The 20,299-nt window shown below is 38.9% G+C and carries 19 protein-coding genes and 1 riboswitch; of the genes, 16 read left to right on the forward strand and 3 right to left on the reverse strand.

Annotated features, from left to right (window positions below):
- Positions 1-114: 114 nt before the first annotated feature.
- Positions 115-618: a PBECR4 domain-containing protein gene (locus tag FRX54_RS00735; RefSeq protein ID WP_146459966.1), complete on the forward strand. Its 504-nt coding sequence runs from the start codon at positions 115-117 to the stop codon at positions 616-618.
- 479 nt (positions 619-1,097) lie between these two features.
- On the opposite strand, the gene FRX54_RS00740 is transcribed toward FRX54_RS00735, so the two are convergent.
- Complete coding sequence (locus FRX54_RS00740; protein ID WP_146459970.1) at positions 1,098-1,880, reverse strand: MerR family DNA-binding transcriptional regulator; 783 nt, start codon at positions 1,878-1,880, stop codon at positions 1,098-1,100.
- A 182-nt stretch (positions 1,881-2,062) separates the two neighbouring features.
- Between FRX54_RS00740 and FRX54_RS00745 the strand changes: the two genes are divergently transcribed.
- The 6 genes from FRX54_RS00745 to gorA all read left to right on the forward strand — a co-directional run bounded on the left by FRX54_RS00745 (position 2,063) and on the right by gorA (position 10,941).
- The gene (locus FRX54_RS00745; RefSeq protein WP_261379613.1) at positions 2,063-3,916 is read left to right on the forward strand and encodes a heavy metal translocating P-type ATPase; all 1,854 of its coding nucleotides are present in this window, start codon (positions 2,063-2,065) and stop codon (positions 3,914-3,916) included.
- Between the two features lie 148 nt (positions 3,917-4,064).
- On the forward strand, positions 4,065-6,017 hold the full coding sequence (gyrB, locus tag FRX54_RS00750; RefSeq protein ID WP_146459975.1) for a DNA topoisomerase (ATP-hydrolyzing) subunit B: 1,953 nt from the start codon (positions 4,065-4,067) through the stop codon (positions 6,015-6,017).
- 91 nt (positions 6,018-6,108) lie between these two features.
- Entirely contained in the window at positions 6,109-7,833 is a 1,725-nt protein-coding gene (gene ezrA, locus FRX54_RS00755) for a septation ring formation regulator EzrA (protein WP_146459977.1), read from the forward strand.
- An 84-nt stretch (positions 7,834-7,917) separates the two neighbouring features.
- Positions 7,918-9,081, forward strand: coding sequence for a class I SAM-dependent rRNA methyltransferase (locus FRX54_RS00760; protein WP_146460744.1), 1,164 nt, complete (start codon positions 7,918-7,920; stop codon positions 9,079-9,081).
- A 17-nt stretch (positions 9,082-9,098) separates the two neighbouring features.
- Complete coding sequence (locus FRX54_RS00765) at positions 9,099-9,440, forward strand: YlbF/YmcA family competence regulator (protein WP_146459979.1); 342 nt, start codon at positions 9,099-9,101, stop codon at positions 9,438-9,440.
- Between the two features lie 148 nt (positions 9,441-9,588).
- Entirely contained in the window at positions 9,589-10,941 is a 1,353-nt protein-coding gene (gene gorA / locus FRX54_RS00770; RefSeq protein ID WP_146459981.1) for a glutathione-disulfide reductase, read from the forward strand.
- Positions 10,942-10,975: 34 nt separating this feature from the next.
- Here the strand turns inward: gorA and FRX54_RS00775 are convergent, their stop codons facing one another.
- Positions 10,976-11,389, reverse strand: coding sequence for a DUF6556 family protein (locus FRX54_RS00775; protein WP_146459983.1), 414 nt, complete (start codon positions 11,387-11,389; stop codon positions 10,976-10,978).
- 116 nt (positions 11,390-11,505) lie between these two features.
- On the opposite strand from FRX54_RS00775, the gene FRX54_RS00780 reads away from it, so the two are divergent.
- The 7 genes from FRX54_RS00780 to FRX54_RS00810 all read left to right on the forward strand — a co-directional run bounded on the left by FRX54_RS00780 (position 11,506) and on the right by FRX54_RS00810 (position 18,758).
- On the forward strand, positions 11,506-12,651 hold the full coding sequence (locus tag FRX54_RS00780; RefSeq protein ID WP_261379604.1) for a glycoside hydrolase family 3 protein: 1,146 nt from the start codon (positions 11,506-11,508) through the stop codon (positions 12,649-12,651).
- A gap of 59 nt (positions 12,652-12,710) precedes the next feature.
- On the forward strand, positions 12,711-13,853 hold the full coding sequence (locus tag FRX54_RS00785) for a cysteine desulfurase family protein (protein WP_146459985.1): 1,143 nt from the start codon (positions 12,711-12,713) through the stop codon (positions 13,851-13,853).
- A complete protein-coding gene (gene thiI, locus FRX54_RS00790) occupies positions 13,853-15,067 on the forward strand; it encodes a tRNA uracil 4-sulfurtransferase ThiI (RefSeq protein ID WP_146459987.1) in 1,215 nt (404 codons plus the stop codon). The genes FRX54_RS00785 and thiI overlap by 1 nt, the downstream gene beginning before the upstream one ends.
- An 86-nt stretch (positions 15,068-15,153) precedes the next feature.
- Positions 15,154-15,708: a GNAT family N-acetyltransferase gene (locus FRX54_RS00795; protein ID WP_146459989.1), complete on the forward strand. Its 555-nt coding sequence runs from the start codon at positions 15,154-15,156 to the stop codon at positions 15,706-15,708.
- A complete protein-coding gene (locus FRX54_RS00800; protein ID WP_146459991.1) occupies positions 15,701-16,963 on the forward strand; it encodes a DRTGG domain-containing protein in 1,263 nt (420 codons plus the stop codon). The genes FRX54_RS00795 and FRX54_RS00800 overlap by 8 nt, the downstream gene beginning before the upstream one ends.
- A gap of 15 nt (positions 16,964-16,978) precedes the next feature.
- Positions 16,979-17,839 (forward strand): methionyl aminopeptidase, encoded by an 861-nt coding sequence (locus FRX54_RS00805; protein WP_146459993.1) that lies wholly within the window; start codon positions 16,979-16,981, stop codon positions 17,837-17,839.
- Between the two features lie 7 nt (positions 17,840-17,846).
- The gene (locus FRX54_RS00810) at positions 17,847-18,758 is read left to right on the forward strand and encodes a YihY/virulence factor BrkB family protein (protein ID WP_146459995.1); all 912 of its coding nucleotides are present in this window, start codon (positions 17,847-17,849) and stop codon (positions 18,756-18,758) included.
- Between the two features lie 32 nt (positions 18,759-18,790).
- Here FRX54_RS00810 and FRX54_RS00815 read toward each other — a convergent pair whose 3' ends face one another.
- Positions 18,791-19,234, reverse strand: coding sequence for a GtrA family protein (locus FRX54_RS00815; protein ID WP_146459997.1), 444 nt, complete (start codon positions 19,232-19,234; stop codon positions 18,791-18,793).
- A 28-nt stretch (positions 19,235-19,262) separates the two neighbouring features.
- Positions 19,263-19,361: riboswitch (PreQ1 riboswitch) on the forward strand.
- Here FRX54_RS00815 and FRX54_RS00820 point away from each other — a divergent pair.
- Positions 19,359-19,871, forward strand: coding sequence for a QueT transporter family protein (locus FRX54_RS00820; RefSeq protein WP_146459999.1), 513 nt, complete (start codon positions 19,359-19,361; stop codon positions 19,869-19,871). (Overlaps the previous riboswitch by 3 nt.)
- A 6-nt stretch (positions 19,872-19,877) precedes the next feature.
- Positions 19,878-20,243 (forward strand): OsmC family protein, encoded by a 366-nt coding sequence (locus FRX54_RS00825; RefSeq protein ID WP_146460000.1) that lies wholly within the window; start codon positions 19,878-19,880, stop codon positions 20,241-20,243.
- Positions 20,244-20,299: the final 56 nt, after the last annotated feature.

The raw sequence follows: 20,299 nt of genomic DNA on the forward strand, positions 1-20,299 counted from the left end.
TGACAAGCCTAAGAAGCACTAAGGGGAGTTAGTGATTACTTTTCACTAATCGTTGACCTATGAGCAGGGGTCGAAACCTGCTCCGTGCTTTTTTATTTTATAGTGGAGTTTTGTGTGGAATTAAGAGACCTTGTTGAAGATTATCGAGAAAAATTTGTCGGAAAATCATGCCAAGTTTCCACTAATTACAAAAATCTATCTCAAATAGTAGTTAGTTTTCAAACTACAGATTTACATCATCTTTTAGGACTTCATAAATTAACAAATGATTATGCGAGTAAGACGATAGAGCAGATTATTGTCGGAACTTTTATTATTGAAAATTTTAAAGGAAATTCTAATTTTAGAGAAGTTAAAGAAAGAATTTCATTGTATCCATTTATTATTGATATCTTTATCCATCAGGCAACAGATTATTGTGTTATTCGTAAAGATTTATCTCGTAACACAATGAATCTTGATTTAATCTTCTTTGAAGGTAATAAGCGTGAGGTTACTGTTTTAGGATTAAGAAGATCTAAAGAAGGTATCTACAGATTAGTGACATTACATCGCTCATTAGCCAAAAAATATGCAAGAGTTAGAAAGACAAAAATCACTCAAATAAAATGGTTATAGAACATAAGAATGAAAATTGATATTTGAGGGCAGAAAAGGTTCCTGTCGCACTCTATAAAGGGTATCTGAGATGCTGGGTACGCTGACCATCCAAATACTTAACATTCAGAATTCCTCGGTTAAAACCGAGGTTTTTTTATTTTATAAAGAATAAATATTCCTTACTATAACAATAATTTGATTCGTGTTATTCAACACTAGTAGTTTCTTGATTATGTTGGGAGTATTTAAGTAAGTAAATTTTTTGTTGTTTTTGCCCCAAATTTGCCCCAAAAGTTGATAATTATTATCAAATCTTATTAGATTAAAAACTCTAAAAGTATTGATGTTATAAGATTTATAATAGATAAAAAAGAATGAAATTGCTTGATTTCATTCTTTTGTGATCATTTGTATTCCTTTAATGTTATCAGTAAGATTAGATGTTATAGTTTATTATATCATGTATTTAAGTTTAGAGTTTGATTAGGTTAACTCTTCTAAACCATAATATAACGCAATTCCAAATGTGGTAAACGAAGATGGTAGGGATTTTCAAATGTTTCTAGAATAAGAAAATTTTGAATGCCCTTGTCACGATGTAGTTGCTTGAGTCGTTGGTCAATCTGATCCTGATGGATATGTTCGGCATGGATATGTTTTTGGTTAAGGCAAATACTAAGACGCTCTGGCTGGTTCAAGCATTCCTTGACTTTGACGGCTAAATATTGCTGCCAAGTCTTATTTTGATAAGTGTAGTAGCAGCCAAGACGATTGTCGTATTGGAGGCCTTGTTCTTCTAATTTGAGTAAGGCTTGGCGAGCCTGTTGGTGGTAGTTAGCCGATAGGATTTTTCCTTGAAAATCAAAAAGCAGAAAGTCATCATTTTGATCTTGCAAATGGGACTTGTGGGTCTTGTCAAGTTGCTCAGATAGTAGGAGTTGATCTTGAAGATTTTGCAGATAGGCCTTGTCTTTTTCAACCTGTTTTTCGATTTGTGTAATTTTCTCCCTAGCTTCTTGAATAATTTTGCTCATGTCAATGGTGTCTGCGTCAAGAATATAATTGTTGAAATCCTTGAGTGGCAAGCCATAATCCGCACACATCTTAATCAAGGCAACATAAGGAATATGAGAATGAGAATAGTAGCGGTAACCATTGTCTTGGTTAATATGACTAGGAGATAGAATGCCGATTTTTTCATAGTAGCGTAGGGCTTTGACATGAATGCCTGAAAATTTACTTAACTGACCAATGGTTAAAAAATGTTGAAAATCTGCCATAAAATGCTTGACCTTCCCTTTACAGTATAGTTTATAATAAGAGTATAACAAATCAAGAAAGCTTTTCCAAGCTATTCGATTAAAGGAGAATTTTTATGAGTGAGAAAAAACATAATCACAATCATAGTCATAAACATAATCACAACCATAAACATAGCCATAGCAAGCTAAAAGTATCACCAATGGTCTTGTTTTTCGTTGGTATTGGTATTTTTATTCTAGGATTATTATTACCTGTTAGTGATACGGTTAAGGCGATTTTCTCAACAGTTGCTATGTTGGTGTCAGGCTACCATGTTATGTGGGAGGGAATTGAAGATACCATTCAAAAAACTAAGGAAAAAGGAAAATTCACTCCAAATACACATATTTTGATGACTTTAGCAGCCATTGGAGCGGTTTTACTGGGTGAGGCGACCGAATCAGCACTGTTGATTTTTATCTTTGCGGGAGCTCATTTCCTTGAAGAATATGTGGAAGGACGCAGCCAACGTGAAATCACTAAATTGCTACAATTAAATCCAACTGAAGCACGCCGTCTATCTGGTGATGGTAATGTGGAGGTTGTGCCGGTGGATCAGTTGGCAATCGGAGATCGTGTTCAGGTGTTGAATGGTGGTCAAGTGCCAACGGATGGGGTAATCATTGAAGGAACGACAAGCATTGATGAATCTACTATCAATGGTGAGTCAATTCCACGTGAAAAAACAGTGGGTGATACGGTATTTGGTTCAACCATAAATGGTAACAGCACCTTTGTCATGGAAGTGACCAAGGATAGTTCAGACACGGTTTTTTCTCGTATTTTGCAACTGGTAGAGGCTTCTCAAAGCAACCTATCTCCAACGGCAAGTCGTATTCGAGCTTTTGAACCAGTTTATGTGAATATTGTCCTTTTGGTGTTTCTTGCCTTGATGTTTGTTGGGCCACTGGTCTTTAACTGGACCTTGGCTAAGACTTTCTCAATCGGTTTGACCTTTATGGTGTCAGCGTCGCCATGTGCTTTGGCTGTTTCTGCAGTGCCAGCGACCCTAGCAGGCATTTCTAACCTAGCTCGTCAAGGAGTCTTGTTTAAGGGTGGGGCTTATCTGTCTAACCTTAGTGACTTGAAAGCAATTGCTTTTGATAAAACAGGTACTTTGACAGAAGGAAAACCAAAGGTGGTTGACTATCGCTTTGAGCAAGATGTGGTGAGTAATGACGAATTACAGGCTATCTTGGTTGGTATGGAGCAGCAATCCAACCATCCTCTTGCAACGGCTATTGTGAATTATTTTATGCCTAATCTAGTGGTAGATGTGCCAAGTTTGGAGATCGAAACTCGCCTTGGAGAAGGGATTATCGCAGATTATCAAGGGTATCGTTACCGCATTGCCAAGCCAAGTTCATTTGAAACAATTTCTCAAACTTGGTTGACGGTTAAAGAGGAAGAAGAGAGTCAAGGACGTACGGTTGTTATGGTGGCTATTGATAATCAAGTCGTTGGATTTATTGCAATTCAAGATGTGCCTCAAGAAAGTGCCTTGACAGCCATTGATTATTTCAATAAAGCTGGCGTGAGAACGGTAATGATTACAGGTGATGCTAAACTGACTGGTGAAGCAATTGGACGTCAGTTGGGGATCGCAGACATCGCTGCTAATGTCATGCCAGAGCAAAAGGCTGAGATTATCAAAACTCAACAAGCCAACTATGGTTTGACAGCTATGTTGGGTGACGGAGTGAATGATGCACCGGCCTTAGTAACGGCGGATATTGGGATTGCCATGGGAGAAGGAACAGATGTGGCGATTGAAACAGCAGATGTTGTTTTGATGAAAAATGATTTGTTGAAACTGATGGAAGCCCACCAAGTATCGAAACGTTTAAAAAACGTTATTTTACAAAACATTGTCTTTTCAATGCTCGTTGTCTTTCTACTTATTGGCTTAACTTTCTTTGGTAATCTCTCAGTGGTGGCCAGTGTGACACTACATGAAGGGTCAACCTTACTTGTATTACTAAATAGTCTACGTTTGCTACTCAAAGGAAACTAAATTTGTAACTGACTACTTGTTTTAGGTAGTCAGTTTTTCATTGTAGAAAATATCAAGCTTTTGTGGCTACTTCTTACTAAACACTATGATTTTTATTAAAAATATGCTATAATAAACAGTAAAACTATCAGGAAAAAAGGTTGTTCAGATGACAGAAGAAAAGAAACAAATGGCAGATCTCGCCAAAGAATATGATGCCAGTCAAATTCAGGTCTTGGATGGCTTAGAGGCTGTTCGTGTTCGCCCAGGAATGTATATTGGCTCAACGTCTAAAGAGGGTTTGCACCATCTTGTTTGGGAGATTGTTGACAACTCGATTGATGAGGCCTTGGCAGGTTTTGCCAGTAAGATAGAAGTTATTATTGAGAAAGATAACTCCATTACCGTCATTGACGATGGCCGTGGAATTCCTGTCGATATTCAAGAAAAGACAGGTCGTCCTGCAGTAGAAACGGTTTTTACGGTCTTGCATGCCGGAGGAAAATTTGGTGGTGGTGGTTACAAGGTTTCTGGAGGTCTGCATGGAGTAGGTTCTTCAGTGGTTAATGCCCTGTCAACCCAACTAGATGTTAAAGTCTATAAGGATGGTAAGGTTTATTTCCAAGAATACCGTCGTGGGCAAGTTGTTGCTGATTTGGCTGTGATTGGTCAGACAGACCGTACAGGAACAACCGTTCATTTTACGCCAGATCCAGAGGTTTTCAAAGAAACAACGGAATATGATTTTGATAAGTTAGCTAAGCGTGTGCAAGAGTTGGCCTTTCTTAATCGTGGTTTGAGGATTTCTATTGCAGATAAGCGTTCCGGTAAGGAACAAGTGAAACCATTTCACTATGAGGGTGGTATTGTTAGCTATGTTGACTATATCAATTCCAATAAAGATACTATTTTTGAATCTCCGATTTATACAGATGGTGAGCTAGAGGGAATTTCGGTCGAAGTGGCGATGCAATACACTACCAGCTACCATGAAACGGTGATTAGTTTTGCCAATAACATCCATACTCATGAAGGTGGAACTCATGAACAAGGTTTTCGGACGGCTCTGACGCGTGTCATCAATGATTACGCGAAAAAAAATAAGATTTTAAAAGAAAATGACGATAATCTAACAGGAGAAGACGTGCGTGAAGGTTTGACAGCTGTTATTTCTGTTAAACATCCCAATCCTCAGTTTGAAGGGCAAACCAAGACGAAACTAGGTAATTCAGAAGTGGTCAAGATTACTAATCGTTTGTTTAGTGATGCCTTTAGTCGCTTTTTATTAGAAAATCCACAAATTGCTAAAAAGATTGTCGAAAAAGGGATTTTAGCGAGTAAAGCTCGGATTGCAGCTAAGCGCGCGCGTGAAGTGACCCGAAAGAAATCTGGTTTAGAAATTTCCAATCTACCTGGTAAATTGGCAGATTGTTCATCAAATGACCCAAGTCAAAACGAATTGTTCATTGTTGAGGGGGATTCGGCAGGCGGCTCAGCCAAGTCTGGCCGTAATCGTGAATTTCAAGCGATTTTGCCTATCCGTGGTAAGATTTTGAATGTCGAAAAAGCCACCATGGATAAAATTCTAGCTAACGAGGAAATCAGAAGTCTATTTACTGCTATGGGAACTGGTTTCGGTGCTGATTTTGATGTGGCTAAAGCCCGTTATCAAAAATTAGTCATCATGACCGATGCCGATGTTGATGGTGCTCATATTCGTACCTTATTGTTGACCTTGATTTATCGTTTTATGCGACCAATCTTGGAAGCAGGTTATGTGTATATCGCCCAGCCACCAATTTATGGAGTGAAGGTCGGTAGTGAGATTAAGGCCTACATTCAGCCTGGTGCCAATCAAGAACAAGATTTGAAAGAGGCTTTAGACCAATATAGTCAAGGTCGTTCAAAACCGACTGTTCAACGTTATAAAGGTCTGGGAGAAATGGACGATCATCAGCTTTGGGAAACCACGATGGATCCTGAAAGACGTTTGATGGCCAGAGTTTCAGTAGATGATGCAGCAGAGGCTGATCGCATTTTTGATATGTTGATGGGGGACAAGGTTGAACCACGTCGTGAATTTATCGAAGAAAATGCGATTTATAGTACCTTGGATATCTAGTTCAGCTTATTTTGAAAATCAGATTCAAGTGTGTTATAATGGGCTTATTGTCGTCTGATGAGTGAAAAACAAATATTTAAGGAGATAGGGAATGTCTAGCGGAATCATTTTGCTAATGGTAGCCATAGTGCTAGTTGTCATTATTGTTTACCTAATTAGCGTTATTATTCGAAAGCGTAATGACTCGCTGATTGCAAAATTAGAAGAAAGAAAACAGACCCTTTTTTCATTGCCAGTCAATGAAGAAATACAAGCGGTCAAGCAGTTAAATTTAGTTGGTCAAAGTCAGGCTAATTTTAAGGAATGGGAACAAAAATGGTTAGATTTGTCCGAAAATTCCTTGGCGACAGTGGATGCCAGCGCCCTTCAGGTTGAAAAGTTTAATGATAGTTTTAACTTTATTCGAGCCAAAAATGAAATCACAAGAATTGAGAGTCAGCTAGATTTAGTTGAAGAAGATATCACTGCTATTCGTGATGGCTTGACTGTTCTTTGTGAACAAGAAGAAAAAAACAGTGCGCGTGTGACACATGCTCTTGATTTATATGAAAATCTACAAGAATCTATTAAGGAAAATTCAGACAATTTTGGGTCAACCATGCCTGAAATTCAAAAGCAATTAAGCAATATTGAAGCAGAATTTTCACAATTTGTTACCCTAAATTCATCAGGGGATCCTTTGGAAGCCTCAGTCATTCTTGATCGAGCAGAAGAACACACGATTGCTTTGGGTCAAATTACAGAACAAATTCCAGCTATTGTTGCTAAGTTAGAAGATGACTTCCTTGATCAGTTAGATGATCTGGAAAATGGTTATGGTCGTCTTTTGGAAGAAAATTATCATTTTGCTGAAAAAGACATTGAAAGCCAGTTCCGTCAAATTCGTGAAGCCATTAGGAGTAACGCATCTGAATTGGTGACCTTGGATTTGAACCGTGCTCGTTCAGAAAACGAGGAGATTCAAACCAAGATTGATAGTCTTTATGATACCTTTGAAAAAGAAATTCAAGCCCATAAGCAGGTGACAAAAGACATCAAGGTTATTCCAGATTATCTAGCTCATGTAAAAGGAAATAACGAGAAATTAGAAACAGAATTGGCTCGTTTATCTCGAAAATACATTTTGAATGACAATCATAGTGCAAGAATTCGTAACTTTGCTACGGAAGTGACGAAGATTGACGAGGCAATTAAGCCAACGCTTGATAATTTTGAAGAGCAGGAATTACCTTTTTCCGATTTACAAGTCTTGTTGACTCGCAGCATGAAAACCTTGTCTGATGTTGAGGCAGAGCAACTAGAGGTTTTTGAGGATTTGAAAAAAATTGAACAGACAGAAAAAGAAGCGTGTCAGGGCGTTGATATGTATGTTAATAGATTGCATACAATTAAACGTTATATGGAAAAACGTAATCTTCCAGGTATCCCTCAAGATTTCCTAAGTGTCTTTTTTACAACCAGTTCACAGCTTGAAGCTTTGATGGAAGAGCTTAGCCGAGGTAGAATGGATATTCAAACCATTGGTCGCTTACTTGATGTTGCCAAATCTGCCATGTTTAATTTGGAAGAAACAGCCTATCAAGTAGTCCAACAGGCTACCTTGACTGAACAGTTGTTGCAGTATTCAAATCGCTACCGTAGCTTTGAACCAAGCGTTCAAAACAGCTTTGAACATGCCTTGAAATTGTTTGAGGTTGATTATGCCTACCAAGAAGCCTTTGAAGAAATTTCTTATGCTTTGGAGCTGGTTGAACCAGGAGTTACCGATCGTTTTGTTTCATCTTATGAAAAAACACGGGAAACAATTACTTTCTAAAAGAAAAGGTTAAATCAACGATTTAACCTTTTTTTGATAGGTGTTGAAGTTGCAGGATGATTTGGAAAAATGTATAATAACAATATGAAAACGTTACAGGTAAGTAAACAGACCGCTCAAAAACTGAAACAAGGAAGATGTCTTTTATTAGAAAAAGATTTCCCTCGCCTTCCATCTGAAGATGGAGTTGTCAGTCTTTATGATCCCAATAATCAATTGTTGGGCACGGCTTATTTGGCCAAGCAAAATAAGGGATTGGGTTGGTTTTTGTCAGAGCAATTGATTGATTTGGATAGGGATTATTTCTGTCAGCTTTTTGAGCAAGCTAAAGTCAGACGTCAGTCTTATCTGGAGTCAAACGTGACGACAGCTTACCGTCTATTTAATCAAGAGGGAGATGGATTTGGTGGTCTAACCATTGATTGTTATGGTGACTATGCTTTGTTTTCATGGTATAATGACTTTGTCTATACCTTGGCTCCAGTGGTTGTTGAGGCTTTTAGAGCAGTTTTTCCTAACTTACTAGGTGGTTATGAAAAAATTCGATTTCAAGGTTTGAACTATGAGTCTGCCCACCTATATGGACAGGAAGCACCAGATGTTTTTCATGTGTTAGAAAATGGTGTTCGTTATCAAGTTTTTCTGAACGATGGCTTGATGACAGGAATCTTTTTGGATCAGCATGAGGTTAGAGGCAGTCTAGTAGATGGGTTAGCAGCAGGCAAAACGTTATTGAACATGTTTTCCTATACAGCAGCTTTTTCAGTAGCTGCAGCCATGGGCGGTGCTAGTTCCACAACGTCAGTTGATTTGGCCAAGCGTTCTCGTGATTTATCCACTGCTCATTTTGTTGCCAATCACTTAGACACTGAACATCATCAGTTTGTTGTTATGGATGTCTTTGATTATTTTCGCTATGCCAAACGAAAAGGATTGACTTTTGATGTGATTGTGCTTGATCCACCGAGTTTTGCTCGTAACAAAAAAAGAACCTTTTCAGTTGCCAAAGATTACTATCGCTTGATTGAGGATTCTTTGCCCTTACTGAACAAAGGTGGCTTGATTATCGCTTCAACCAATGCCAGTAATGTGTCAGTTGAGCAATTTAGAAAACAATTAGATAAGGGATTAGTAGGTGTAAACCATCAGTATCTGGCTCTCCAGCAACTACCAGTTGATTTTAGGGTCAATTCAGCTGATCCCTCTAGTAATTATCTTAAAGTATTTACAATACAAGTTAATCAATAAAAAATAAAGGAGACGATATGTCAGTTAATGTTTATGATTTAGCCAATGAGTTGGAACGTGGTATCCGTAGTTTGCCAGAATATCAAGATGTCGCTAAAGCTAAGGAAGAAATTGCCAAAGATAGTCAAGCAAAAGCTCTTTGGGATGAGTTTACTCAAGTGCAAGATCGTGTGCAAGGTTTATTACAGTCTGGTCAAATGCCATCGCAAGAAGATCAAGAAACCATGCAGGCTCTTGGACAAAAAATTGAAGGAAATGCTACTTTGAAAGTTTATTTTGATGCCCAACAACGTCTATCTGTTTACATGACCGATATTGAGCGTATCATTTTTAAACCACTTCATGATCTTGTGAAATAAAAAAACAGGGAGGAGTTATCCTTCCTGATTTTTAGTGTTCTAAAGAGAGCATTTGAGTAGGCTTGTCCTAACTTTTTAGTCATAGTAGATTTTTGAGATTTTATAGTCTTTATGATAAGGTAAAATAAAAAGAAATAAGGAGAAAGAAATGGAAACAGCTTATGATTATATCGTCATTGGTGCTGGCAGTGGTGGTATCGCTTCAGCTAATCGTGCAGCCATGTACGGAGCTAGGGTGCTTTTGATTGAAGCTAATGATTTGGGAGGAACGTGTGTCAACCGTGGCTGTGTCCCTAAAAAAGTCATGTGGTATGGGGCACAGGTAGCGGATGTATTATACCGTTATGCGTCTTCTTATGGTTTTAGTGGGGAAAATATTGATTTTGATTTTAAGCAGTTGAAAGCCAATCGTCAAGCCTATATTGATCGGATTCATCAGTCTTATGAAAATGGTCTGAATCACAATGGTGTGACTTATCTGCAAGGTTATGCCAAATTTGTAGATGTCAAACGTGTACAGGTCGGTGAAAAAATTTATACGGCACCTCATATCTTGATTGCAACAGGCGGTCATGCGCTTATTCCTGATATTCCAGGTGCTGAGTATGGGATGACTTCCGATGGATTTTTTGAATTGGATCAATTACCAAAACGTGTGGCAGTTGTGGGGGCTGGTTATATTGGCGTTGAAGTGGCTGGTGTCCTTCATGCCTTGGGCAGTGAAACTCATCTTTTTGTCAGACAAGATTGTCCCTTACGTTCATTTGATAAGGAGATTGTTGACCAATTAGTTGATTTAATGGTTGAAGATGGGCCTACCCTGCATACTTTTGCTGAACCAAAGCAGGTTGATAAAGCAAGTGATGGTAGTTTGACGCTTCATTTGGCTGATGGACGTAAAGAAACAGTGGATGCGATTATTTGGGCAATTGGTCGTGGTCCTAATACAGCCAATCTTGGTTTGGATAAAATAGGTCTTGTCCTTGATGAGAAAGGCTATATTCAGGTTGATGCTTATGAAAATACAGCAGTCTCAGGTCTTTATGCCCTAGGAGACGTGACGGGTAAATTGGAGTTGACCCCAGTTGCTGTTGCGGCAGGTCGCCGTCTGTCTGAGCGTTTGTTCAACCATAAACCAGATGAAAAAATGGATTATGACAATGTGCCAACGGTTATTTTCAGCCACCCAGCTATTGGTTCGGTTGGCTTATCAGAAGAAGCAGCCATTGAAAAATATGGAAAAGATGACATCAAGGTTTACCGTTCTCGCTTTACGTCTATGTACACGGCTGTAACGGATCATCGTCAAGCTTGTTTGATGAAATTGATTTGTCAAGGTCCTAATGAACGGGTGATTGGTCTGCATGGAATTGGCTACGGAGTTGATGAGATGATTCAAGGCTTTGCTGTTGCGATTAAAATGGGAGCTACCAAAGCTGATTTTGATCAGACCGTTGCGATTCACCCAACTGGTTCTGAAGAATTTGTCACTATGAGATAAGAAAAAAGACTTGCCAATAAAAATGGTAAGTCTTTTATTGCCCTGGGGTGTCTGCTTGACTAAGACTAGGTTCTGTCTGACTAGCTGCTGGCAGTGTTTCAACTGCTGATGTAGGTACGGTTTCAGAAATATCACTTGATACTGAGGTATTTTCTAGATTTTCAGTTGATGTGGTTGCTTGATTGTTATTTGGGATAACTTGACTATTGTAGTCAGTATTGTCTGGATTAGATTGGATAACAGTAGTTGTGGTCTGTTCGGTTTCAGGTTTTGTTTTATTGGCGTTTAAGGCATTATTGATGGTAATTGAAGCAACGATGATACTCAAGACACTACCGATTAAAGCTAGCGTTTTTTGTAAGGCAGTAAAACCAGTCTTGATATGCTTGGTAGGCTCTATGGTTTTAGCATGACGTTGTTTTTCTTTTCGTGAATACTGTGTAGTCATAATTAGCTCCTTTTCTTACTGTTATTATATGATTTTCTGATGAAAAATGCCATTAAAAGCCTAAGTTATCGGTTGTTTTTCTGGGTTGGCACACAGTTTTTTGATATAATGAAATGATGAAAAAAATAATTGATATTAGGATAGGTTTGGCACTTGTGTTTACCTTTTTACTGCTGGTTTATGCGGCAGTATTGCCCAGTGCTAGTCCTCAAAAATCAGCCAATCAAGACGTTACTCAGCAATCTCAAAAGGAAAAAGAAATCGAACGTTTGCTCAAACAGATGAGCCTAGAAGAAAAGGTTGGTCAGCTCTTTTTTGCTCGAGTGCCTGTCTATAATGCCCTGGAAGACTTGGAAACCTATGGTTTGGGTGGTTATATGCTTTTTGCTCGTGATTATGAGGGGTTGGACTTGGATGGTGTCAAGGCTCTGACTGATCGTTTTCAAGAGGCAAGTAAGATTCCCTTATTGGTGGGGTCTGATGAAGAAGGGGGGACAGTGACTAGGATTTCTGCTATTTTGGACACTCCCTTTCAATCTCCAATGAGCCTTTATCAACAAGGTGGTCTGCCAATGGTTTTAGAAGATAGTCAAGAAAAGGCTAACTTGTTGAAGTCAGTTGGGATTATGACAGGCTTTTATCCTGTGGCAGATATTGCACAATATAGTGATTCCTTTATCTATTATCGTACCTTGGGGGCTGATTTGTCGAAAACAAGGACTTATATCAGGCAACTAGTTGAGCAAATGAAAAAGGATAAGTTTGGTTCAATGCTGAAACATTTTCCAGGTTATGGGGATAATGGTGACAGTCATACCAGTATGATTTGGGACAATCGCAGTCTGACAGAGCTTAAATCCTATGATTTGACAGTGTTTGCTGCTGGTATCAAGGCAGGGGCAGACAGTGTTTTGGTGACTCATAATATCTTAACTCAGATTGATGAGGTACCCGCTTCCATTTCACCAAAAATCAATCAACTACTAAGGAAAGATTTAGGCTTTGATGGGGTTGTAATTACCGATGATTTTGATATGGCAGGTCTGGCTGATTTTATCAGTCAAGAAGAAGCAGCCTATCAAGCGATCTTGGCAGGCAATGATATGATCATGAGTTCGGCTTATCAAAGTCAGATTCCTTATGTTTTGGAAAAAATTGAACAGGGAGAGTTGACAGAAAAACGCATTGATGAATCGGTCAAGCGAGTGCTGGCTTGGAAATATGATTTGGGACTATTGACTAAGTCATCCAAGATAAACTAAGTTGAGCCTCAGTCTATCTTGTGGTAGAATGGTAGGTATTGAAATTAAAAAGGTGAATTATGATTTATTTTGATAATGCAGCAACAACGAGCCCAGATCCAGAGGTGCTGACAACCTATCATGAAGTTGCGTCAAAGTTAATAGGCAATCCGTCTAGCCTACATCATTTGGGAGAAGAAGCAACAAGATTACTAGAAGCTAGTCGTCAACAGGTGGCTAGTCTTTTAGGCAAATCAAGTGAGGAAATCCTCTTCACTTCTGGTGGTACAGAGAGTGATAACTGGGCAATTAAGGGCTTGGCTTTTGAAAAGGCAAGATACGGTAAGCACATCTTGGTATCAGACATTGAACATCCTGCTGTTAAGGAGTCAGCTAAGTGGCTGATAGGACAGGGCTTTGAAGTTGATTTTATTCCTGTTGATCGAACAGGTTTTGTGAAGGTAGAAGCTCTGGAACAAATGCTCCGACCAGATACAATTCTCGTGTCAGTCATGGCTGTTAATAATGAAATTGGTAGTATTCAGCCCATTCAGGCAATCAGTGATGTCTTGGCCAATAGACCAACTGTAGCCTTTCATGTGGATGCCGTTCAAGCCTTGGGCAAGTTACCAGTGGCTAGTTTTTTGACAGAACGTGTGGACTTTGCGTCATTTTCTAGCCATAAGTTCCACGGGGTCAGAGGTGTAGGCTTTTTATATCAGAAAAAAGGTAAAAAATTAACCCCGCTATTGACTGGTGGTGGTCAAGAAAATAATCAACGCTCGACCACTGAAAATGTGGCAGGTATTGCTGCGACAGCCAAGGCCTTGCGTCTAGCCATGAACCGTTTGACAGACTTTGAAAAGGTTGTTGGTTTGCGAAATCACCTGTTAGAACGCCTAGCAACATTTGAAGATGTTCAGATTTTTTCAGGTATCAAACATTTTGCCCCGCATGTCTTGACCTTTGGCTTGAAAGGGCTGCGTGGAGAAGTCTTGGTTCATGCTTTTGAAGAACGAGGAATTTATGTTTCTACAACCAGTGCTTGTTCCTCAAAAGCGGGTAAACCAGCAGGAACACTGATTGCCATGGGGATTCCACAATCAGAAGCAGAAACTGCTATTCGTATCAGTCTTGATTATGATACGACAACAGAAGAAGTTGAGCAGTTTTTGACAGCTTTTAGCGATATTTATCAGCAGACAAGAAAGGTAAGAAACTAATGCAATACGCTGAAATTATGGTACGTTATGGTGAATTATCCACCAAGGGTAAAAACCGTATGCGCTTTATTAACCAATTAAGACGTAATATCCAACATGTCCTAAGTTGTTATCCTGATATTAGTATTAGGGCAACACGAGATCGGACCCACATCTATCTTAATGGAACAGATTATCAACTGGTGGCTCAAGATTTAACCAAAATTTTTGGTATTCAAGCTTTCTCTCCGGTTTATAAGGTTGAAAAAGACCTTGTTGTTTTGAAAAAAGCTGTGCAAACTATTATGCAAGACCTGTATCATGAGGGATTAACCTTCAAGATTTCAACCAAGCGAAGTGATCACAGTTTTGAATTAGATAGTCGTGATCTTAATCAACTTTTAGGAGCTGCAGTTTTTGAGGTTTTGCCAAAAATTCAAGCTCAGATGAAGACTCCTGATGTCAATCTTAAAGTTGAAATTCGTGACGATGCAGCTTATCTTTCTCACGAAGAAATCAAAGGGGCAGGCGGACTTCCTGTGGGGACGTCTGGTCGTGGCATGCTGATGTTATCAGGTGGCATCGATTCACCAGTAGCGGGCTATTTAGCTCTTAAACGTGGTGTAGCAATTGAAGCGGTACATTTTGCTAGCCCTCCTTATACTAGCCCAGGAGCCTTGAAAAAAGCTCAAGATTTGACACGTCAATTAACTAAATTTGGTGGTAATATTCAGTTTATCGAGGTACCATTTACTGAAATTCAAGAAGAAATTAAGGAAAAAACACCAGAAGCCTATCTGATGACTTTGACTCGTCGCTTTATGATGCGAATTACCGATGCCATTCGTGAAGCACGTCAAGGCATGGTTATTGTCAATGGTGAAAGTCTTGGTCAGGTTGCTAGTCAAACCTTGGAAAGCATGCAAGCCATCAATGCGGTAACCAACACGCCAGTCATTCGTCCAGTGGTCACCATGGATAAATTGGAAATTATTGAGTTGGCTCAAGCCATTGATACCTTTGACATCTCAATTCAACCCTTTGAAGATTGTTGTACGATTTTTGCTCCAGATCGTCCTAAAACCAATCCAAAACTGAAAAATGTCGAGCAGTATGAGGCACGTTTGGATGTAGAGGGTTTGGTTGCTCGAGCTGTGGCAGGAATTAAGGTGACGGAAATCACACCTCAAATTGAGCAAGATCAAGTGACAGATTTGATTGTTCAATTGTTATAAGATGAAAACTAGACAAGTTCTAGTTTTTTTGTTTAAAATGTTGTGAAAAAAGACACAAAATTCTCTTTTTTTGTTATAATGAAAACATGGATATCTGGACATCTTTGGCTAAATTTTCTTTGATTGAAACACAACGATTGATTTTACGCCCCTTTACCTTTGCTGATTCACAAGCTTTTTTCGCTATTAGTGGTCAAAAAGAGCCTTTGCCGTTTATTTTTCCTGCTCCCCTAACACAAAAAGAGAGTGATTACCTTTTGGTGCATGATTTTTTGAAACATCCTTTGGGGATTTGGGCGATTGAAGACAAACAAAACAATCAGTTACTTGGTTCAATCCGCTTAGAAAAAATCAATCCAGAAGAAAAACGAGCAGAAGTGGGTTATTTTATTGATAGAGAGGTTTGGGGGCAAGGTTATGCAACCGAAGCCTTAAAAACCTTGGTTTTTCTTGCCTTTCAAGAATTTTTGCTGACAGAATTGCTCATCATCACCCATGCTGAAAATGTGGCCAGTCAACATGTGGCTCAAAAGGCAGGTTTTCGTTATCTGAAACAATTCAAGGGGAGTGATCGTTACAACCGCCAAATCAAGTCCTATAAGCTCTTTAGCATGACAAAGGGAGATTACTATTATGAGTAAGCATCAAGAGATTTTAGATTATTTGACGCAGCTAGAAGTAGGCAAACGCATTAGTGTCAGAGGGATTGCCAATCGTTTACAAGTGAGTGAGGGCACAGCTTACCGTGCCATTAAGGAGGCTGAAAATCGTGGTCTAGTTGAAACCCATCATCGTAGTGGTACCGTGAGAATTGATCGTCAAGCCAAGTTTTTCCCTAGTCAATTACGGTTTGCAGATGTGGTGGCGATTACAGGAGCAGAAGTGGTTGCTGGTCAGGCAGGTTTATCAGGACGTTTTAATCAGTTTTTAATTGGTGCCATGACAACTGAGGGGTTAAATAAATATTTGAAACCTGGTAATTTAGTCATTGTTGGTGATCGTGAGGACATTCAAAGCTTGGTCTTAGAGAGTGGCAATGCCCTTTTAGTAACGGGGGGCTATTCTATTTCTGAAAAAATGAAAGCGCTATCTAATTCTTTGGGTTTACCCCTTTTGGTTAGTTCACATGATACATTTACCCTAGCTAGTTTGATTAATCAAGCCTTTATTAAGCAAAATCTTCCTATGAAAACTTGCCATGTCGCTGATATTTATCAAAGTAAGAAAACTTATGGCTATTTACATGAAACAGACCGCATTACTGATTATTTTCAGTTGCAAAAGACGACTAAACGTGTGCGATTTCCAGTGGTTAACCAAGAGGGAAATTTGGTTGGGGTGGTTAGCTTGCGTGATGTGATTGCCTACCCTCAAGAAGCGTTCTTAAAAACAGTAATGACGAAATACCCTGTTTGTGTAGAACTGGAAGATAGTTTAGCTAGTATTGGGCAGTTAATGGTGGCAGAAGACTTCGCTTTTTTACCTGTCGTTGATGATAAGGGGTTGTTGTTAGGCTTGGTGACTAGAAAACAAGTGATGGATAGTTTAGACTGGACTGGGTCAGTTTCTATCGTTTCCTCTCGTTCTGTTGTTGACTTTCCATGGTTGCAAGAAAAAGATGGTTTTTCCCTTTTTGACTCAGTAAGAGAGTGGTCGAAAGCTACTTTACTGCTTGCGGTTAATGACTTAGCTGAGAAAATTATGGAAGATGCCGGAAAAAAACATATCATTATTGAGCAAATGATGATATACTGGTTAGAAGAGATGAAACAAGGCAGCAAACTTTTCATTCAGCCTCATCTTAGTATGGCAACAAGGCAAGATATCATTGAATTGTCTATCTTTATTGATGAGACATTAGTTGCCAAAGCCATGATAACCAGTAAAGTAACTTAGAGGAGTTTATTTTAGATGATTACCATTAAATCAGCCCGTGAAATTGAAGCTATGGAGCGTGCCAGCAAGGTTTTGACAGGCATTCATATCGCTCTACGTCAACTCATCAAACCAGGCTTGGATATGTGGGCTATTGAAGAATTTGTTCGTAAACGTTGTAAGGAAGAAAATGTTCTACCTTTGCAAATTGGAGTAGAAGGAAGTCTGATGGACTACCCTTATGCCACTTGTTGTGGCTTAAATGATGAGGTTGCTCATGCCTTTCCTCGTCACTATATCTTAAAAGAAGGAGATTTACTCAAGGTGGACATGGTCTTGAGTGAGCCCTTAGATAAAGCGGTTTTAGATGTTTCTAAACTTGATTTTGATAATGTTACTTTGATGAAACAACATACCCAGTCTTATACAGGTGGTTTGGCTGATTCTTGTTGGGCTTATGCGGTTGGTCAAGTGTCTGATGACGTTAAAGACTTGATGGAAGTGACGCGTGAATGCCTGTATAGAGGGATTGAACAAGCACAAGTTGGTAACCGTTTGGGTGATATTGGTGCAGCCATTCAAGACTATGCTGAAAGTCGTGGCTATGGTGTTGTTCGTGATTTGGTTGGTCATGGCGTTGGCCCAACCATGCATGAAGATCCCTTAGTTCCCCATTATGGTGTAGCAGGTCGTGGTTTACGTTTGCGTGAAGGCATGGTTTTAACCATTGAACCTATGATTAACACAGGGACTTGGGAAATTGATACAGATTTGAAAACGGGCTGGGCTCATAAGACCTTAGATGGTGGCTTGTCTTGCCAATATGAACATCAATTTGTCATTACTAAAGATGGTCCAAAAATTTTAACCAGTCAGGGTCAAGAAAAAACCTACTAGACTATCGATGAAAACAGTATTGAATAAAATTAAAGGCTACCTTTCTTGGCAGCCTTTACAAGTCTTTATAGCCAATTATCAAAGTGCCGAAATGGAGCTGTCTAGTGTGGCAGTTGCCTATTATCTTATGCTGACCGTCTTTCCACTGTTGATTATCGTAGCCAACATTTTTCCCTACTTACCAATCAATCTAACTGATTTATTGGTCTTGATGGAGGAAAATCTTCCAGAACAAATTTATCAAATGACCAAGGGTTTGGTGGTTGATATTTTTTCAAAGCCTGCGGGTAGTATTTTAGGTTTGGCGAGTTTGACAGGATTTTGGACCATGACGAAAAGTCTGAGTTCTCTCCAAAAAGCAGTCAATAAGGTCTATGAAGCGGCAGATAATCGAGATTTTTTTATCAGCCATTTGATTGGTATTTTAACTAGCTTACTGATTCTCTTTCTCTTGACCTTTGCCTTGATGTTGACAACATTTTCAGAAGCTATTTTACAAGTTATCAATCGTCATTATCCTTTGGGAGATTTAGCTGATTTAGCCTTAACCTTGACCAAGCCATTGCTTGCCATCTTGGTTTGGATGGGAATTGCCTCTTTGTATTTTATTCTTCCCAATGTCAAGATTAAAAAATTACGCTATATTTTACCAGGAACTTTTTTGACTAGCTTTGTTCTACTTTTTTTAAATAATATGATTGGTTTTTATGTGAGTAAGCAGTTGGACAGGTTGAGTGATTTTAAGGTTTTTGGTTCTGTTGTTGCACTTGTGATTATGGTTTGGTTTATGGTTTTAGCCCGTGTGTTGATTTTAGGAGCTGTTCTTAATGCCACCACACAAAAACTTTCTCAAGGCAAACTCGAGGCTCGTCGAGGAGACGTGAAAACCCTCATCCAATCTCGGCAGGACGAAAATTAAAGTTTGCTTCATTAAGAAAAATCTCCACTGGTTTAGTGGAGATTTTCTGTTTGTTTTTTATTTTTGAAGATAAAGAATTTACTCAAGAAGTAATTCAAAACAATAATAAAGACTTGAGAAAATAGTGTTTCAATTCGGTTAACCCAAAGAATGCTATCGTTGACAAATTGCCCAATAATCTGTGGAAAAGCAGTCACAAAGAACCAAGCCAAGAATAAATCAAGGATTAAGGTAGCTAGGCGAGCTCCAAGGAATTTACCAAAGCGATTAAGACGACCTTGATGTGCTTGATTAAAAACAAAAAGGTCATTGGTGACAAAAGCAAAAAGCACTGCCGTGATATTGGCCACAATGGCTGATAAAATTGGTTCTTGGGTTAGGTAAAAAATGATTTCTCGTGTCAGCATGTAAACCACAGTAGCAAGAACACCAAAAATCAAATATTTAATAGCTTCAGTTTGTAGTAATTTTTTCATATTTCTACTCTATCATATTTTGTTAAATTATGCTATAATGAGCGAGTTGCAAGGCAACCCTTGGTGCTTCTTATCCTTTCACCAAGCATATTAAACGTGGATTTTACCACTAAAGGAGATAATAATGACACAACGACTTACCACACGTGACTATGTTGATGTTGCATTGATTGCGGCTCTTTACATCGTCTTGACAATTCTTCCACCTTTTAATGCGATTAGTTATGGCCCGTATCAATTTCGGGTTGCTGAAATGTTTAACTTTCTAGCTTTCTACCATCGCAAATACCTTTATGCCGTGACACTTGGCTGTATGATTGCTAACTTTTACAGTTATGGTCTGATTGACGTCTTGGTTGGTGGTTTATCAACACTAATTTTTGTTCATTTAGGTGTTAAGCTATTCCATCGCTATCTCAACGAGCGTGTCTTTAATGGTCTATTTAACAAGGCATTTTTCTATTTTTCAATCTTTTTTGCGCTATCTATGGTGACAGTCGCAGCTGAATTAACCATTCTCGCTAAGGTGCCTTTCTTATTGACTTGGTTAACAACTGCCTTGGGAGAATTTGCCTCACTCTTAGTTGGCTCTATTATCATTGAACGTTTAGCCAAACGACTTCATTTTGGAAAGTAGGATGAGATGTATCAAACTAAAATAATAGGACAAGACCTTTACCGAGTTCGTTCAGAAGGTTACGGAACATCTGTTGAGTTGTTTGGTCAAACCAAGGATGGTGAAACGCCGATGAGCTTGTTAAATATAGCCCTAGTAGCTTGTATTACCATGTGTCTTCAGGGCTACTTTTATCGCTATCACAAGGAAAAACAGGTTCCTGTTACGGTGGATAGTCGCTATGAGACAGATTTTTTTCAGGTCAGAGTCAATTTGCCAGAGGCTTTAGAGGCTAGCGAGCAAGATAAGTTGTCAGCCTATATTGATAAACATTGTCGAGTGAAAAAACTTTTGCGAGAAGACTTGACCATAGTTATTGATTTTAAGGTATAAGCTAAGGGTAAGAAGTCCAACTTCTTGCTCTTTTTGTTATAATAAGGGAAATAGAT

Origin of the sequence: Streptococcus sp. sy004, assembly GCF_007859205.1 — a bacterium.
GTDB lineage: Bacteria > Bacillota > Bacilli > Lactobacillales > Streptococcaceae > Streptococcus.